Origin of the sequence: Coleofasciculus sp. C1-SOL-03, from assembly GCF_040220555.1 — a bacterium.
GTDB lineage: Bacteria > Cyanobacteriota > Cyanobacteriia > Cyanobacteriales > Coleofasciculaceae > Coleofasciculus.
The window spans coordinates 1-3,385 of sequence record NZ_JAVJUO010000164.1; the positions used below are offsets into that span (position 1 = coordinate 1).

4 protein-coding genes are annotated in these 3,385 nt (G+C 47.3%); all 4 read left to right on the forward strand.

Annotated features, from left to right (window positions below):
• Positions 1-169: 169 nt before the first annotated feature.
• The 4 genes from RIE73_RS26290 to RIE73_RS26305 all read left to right on the forward strand — a co-directional run bounded on the left by RIE73_RS26290 (position 170) and on the right by RIE73_RS26305 (position 3,385).
• Entirely contained in the window at positions 170-1,288 is a 1,119-nt protein-coding gene (locus RIE73_RS26290; RefSeq protein ID WP_446403984.1) for a hybrid sensor histidine kinase/response regulator, read from the forward strand.
• A 35-nt stretch (positions 1,289-1,323) separates the two neighbouring features.
• The gene (locus RIE73_RS26295) at positions 1,324-1,452 is read left to right on the forward strand and encodes a hypothetical protein (protein WP_446403985.1); all 129 of its coding nucleotides are present in this window, start codon (positions 1,324-1,326) and stop codon (positions 1,450-1,452) included.
• A 61-nt stretch (positions 1,453-1,513) separates the two neighbouring features.
• Complete coding sequence (locus RIE73_RS26300) at positions 1,514-2,281, forward strand: YebC/PmpR family DNA-binding transcriptional regulator (protein WP_446403986.1); 768 nt, start codon at positions 1,514-1,516, stop codon at positions 2,279-2,281.
• Positions 2,282-3,103: 822 nt separating this feature from the next.
• Entirely contained in the window at positions 3,104-3,385 is a 282-nt protein-coding gene (locus RIE73_RS26305) for a hypothetical protein (RefSeq protein ID WP_446403987.1), read from the forward strand.

The following is a 3,385-nucleotide window of genomic DNA, read 5'->3' on the forward strand; positions in this document are numbered from 1 at the left end:
AAGCGAAAGTCGTCTAAAGACGACTGCATATCTAGTCTTAGTCCATTTTAATGGACTTAAGCTATGAGCCAATAACTTGAGTTATTGGCGGGTGTCGGGGCTTACCGACAAAGGTGCAAACTATCAGATTTAACCCTTCAGCCCCCTCGTCGTCAATCTGTTTTAATTTATGCCAAAAATGCTGATAACCACTCTGAAAAAAATTCTAATTATCGAAGACGAAGAAACCGTCCGGGAAAATCTCATGGAGTTGCTGGAAGCCGAGGATTTTGAAGTCTGCGGCGCTGGCGATGGTTGTGCGGGACTGGATTTAGTGCAGCAGTATCAACCGGATTTAATTTTATGTGATGTGATGATGCCCAAATTAGATGGGTTTGGCGTCTTAAATACATTGCGGAAAAATCCTGTAACTGCCACCATTCCATTTATGTTTCTCACCGCCCGCACCGATAAAACAGATTTGCGTCAAGGGATGGAACTAGGGGCAGATGACTATATCACCAAGCCCTTTAGTGTCGATGAATTACTGAATGCCATTGCCTCCCGGTTACAAAAACAAGCCGTAATTGAGGAACAACAAACTCAAAAACTCGACCAATTACGCACCAGTATCAGCCTGTCTCTCCCTCACGAAATGCGATCGCCGCTAACGAATATTCTGGGATTTTCCCAGTTGTTAGTGGAGGAAGCGGATACCTTGGAACGGCAGGAAATCAAGGAAATGTCGGAAAGTATCCGTAAATCAGGCGAACGATTACATCGACTGATTCAAAACTTTTTACTCTACGCCGAACTTGAACTCACCGTAACGGATGCGAATCGGATTCAAGCCTTACGCAGTTCTCGAATCAGTTCCGCCGCCTCAGTGATTGAAGCCATGGTTTGGCAACAGGCGAAACGCAGGAATCGAGAGGCTGATGTGACTCTGGATGTACATGATTCCAGTCTACAAATAGCCAAAACTCGGCTGGAGAAAATTATAGAAGAATTAGTGGATAATGCGTTGAAATATTCGACGGCTGGTACTCCGGTTTCGGTGATCGGGAGGACAGTTCCCAATCAATCATTCTACGCCTTATCAGTTAGCGATCGCGGACGGGGGATGAGTCGGGAACAAATTACTAAGTTGGGGGCGTATCAGCAGTTTGAACGTAAACTGTATGCCCAACAAGGAACAGGATTGGGATTGAGTATCAGTAAGCGGTTAATCGAACTGTTGGGGGGAACTTTAACAATAGATAGCATACCCAATCAACACACTACCGTTCGCGTTCTTCTTCCCATCTAATCCGGGAACAGGGGGAAGCAATGTAGAGACGTAGCATGCTACGTCTGGAAGCTGGGGGAGATGGGGGAGATGGGGGAGATGGGGGAGATGGGAGACAAAATTTCTATAGCCCATTACCCTATTGCCTATTGCCTATTGCCTATTCCCTGTTCCCTAACAAATGACAAATAACAAATGACCAAGCTACCCTAGGGAAGCGGGATTTGACCGATTTGGGTTTCAGTTATGGCAGGACACAGTAAATGGGCAAATATTAAGCGCCAGAAGGCGAGAGTGGATGCAGCGAAGGGGAAAACCTTTGCCAAACTCTCACGGGAGATCATTGTCGCCGCCCGTAGTGGCGTTCCTGACCCGAATGGGAATTTCCGGTTACGCACGGCGATTGAGAAGGCGAAGGCGGCGGGTATTCCCAATGATAATATTGACCGGGCGATCGCGAAAGGGTCAGGTCAGTTTGATAGTGGTAGTGACAACCTGGAAGAGATTCGCTATGAGGGCTATGGTCCGGGAGGTGTGGCGATTCTAATTGAAGCCCTTACCGATAATCGTAACCGCACGGCGGCAGATTTGCGATCGGCGTTTACCAAGAATGGCGGAAATCTGGGGGAAACGGGTTGTGTGAGTTGGATGTTTGAACAAAAAGGAGTGGTAACGGTAGCCGGAGAGGTGTCCGAGGATCGGCTATTGGAAGCATCACTGGCTGGTGGCGCCCAAACTTATGAGTGGATAGAAGACGACGAGGAACCGGGGGTGGAAGTTGTTACCGAAGTCACCAATCTAGAACACCTGAATCAAACCTTACAGGATCAAGGCTTCAGCGTGCGCGATGCTGAGTTACGTTGGATACCGGGGAATAGTGTCGAAATTACTGATCCAGATGTGGCGCGATCGCTCCTAAAATTAATGGATGCCTTAGATGAGTTGGATGATGTGCAGAACGTCACCGCCAATTTTGAAATGGCAGATGATTTGGTGTCATTGACGATGGCGTGAGACGATAGCAAGGTGTAGGGGCACGGCATTGCTCATTCCGACTTGGCATCAGATAACCTCTGGGGTAGGTAGGGGTTCTAGGGATGCGTTGGCGAAGCCTGCTGAAGAAGGAACGTATCGCACATCCGCGACACTGTCACTCTATGCTGCTGTAGGAGAGCGATGAACGGTTCCTCGATGCAAGAGATGTTTCCTGTTTCTGCTTCTCACTACGAACCAATTTAACTTATTGGGCATTACCAATTTTTTTGCCGAGTTTAGGGAACCCAGCCCTCACCCAAACACTTCAAAAAGTCTCGCGATCGCACAATTTCCTCATAGCACAGGAAAAGAGCAAGCACCTTGAAAATTGCTGTAATGCTTATGTACAAAGGGTTTGACTTGAGTCAGTCAGTGTGACACGTCTCGCCCTTGTAGTTTCCGGCTCTCTTGGATTAGTCTAAAGTCCAGGACAACACCGTTTCTCTGGGACGCAAACTGGACAATCCCTTAGTCAATCCTTCCGGTTTCCGGATTATCGGCGACCAAGATTTATATCAACGACTTCTGGGTAAAGAACTCACCGATACCAGTAATCCAGAAACGTCAATAGTCTGGCGCTTACTTATTGATCGCGACGGTTATTTTTACATCTTTCCAGCTTTACCCGATAAACGTGATCGCACATTGAGTCCACCTGTTGTGATGATGTATGAAAGTGACGGAGGCGATCAACTAATGATCCTCAGTCCTCCAACCTCCCGCAATTAATTTGTTTGTCCAAAGTCCAAAAAGTTAGATGTAGGGGCGGGTTTAGGGAATCAATCCAGCTAGTCACCGATAATGGAACAACAAAACCCGCCCATTCCCCCATCGCAAGGCAATCAATTAATTGCAAATTGGACAACAAAACCCACCGGATTGCTAACTGCGATCGCATCTCAAAAATGTCGGGTTCAAAGGGTGGAACCGGGCGGGTTTTGTAGCAAGATGATGGGTGACTTGATTAATTTTGTCACATTACCCGCCCCTACATTGGATTTTCTGTGCCGATATCAGATGTTCCGATTAACCGGAAACCCGATCACAAAATCTACCGGATTGCTAACCGCGATCGCACCTTAA

What these genes read in the sequence shown, in the direction of transcription:
- RIE73_RS26290 (WP_446403984.1), top strand. Translation starts at nt 170, where the DNA reads ATGCCAAAAATGCTGATAACCACTCTGAAAAAAATTCTAATTATCGAA.
- RIE73_RS26295 (WP_446403985.1), top strand. Translation starts at nt 1,324, where the DNA reads ATGCTACGTCTGGAAGCTGGGGGAGATGGGGGAGATGGGGGAGATGGG.
- RIE73_RS26300 (WP_446403986.1), top strand. Translation starts at nt 1,514, where the DNA reads ATGGCAGGACACAGTAAATGGGCAAATATTAAGCGCCAGAAGGCGAGA.
- RIE73_RS26305 (WP_446403987.1), top strand. Translation starts at nt 3,104, where the DNA reads ATGGAACAACAAAACCCGCCCATTCCCCCATCGCAAGGCAATCAATTA.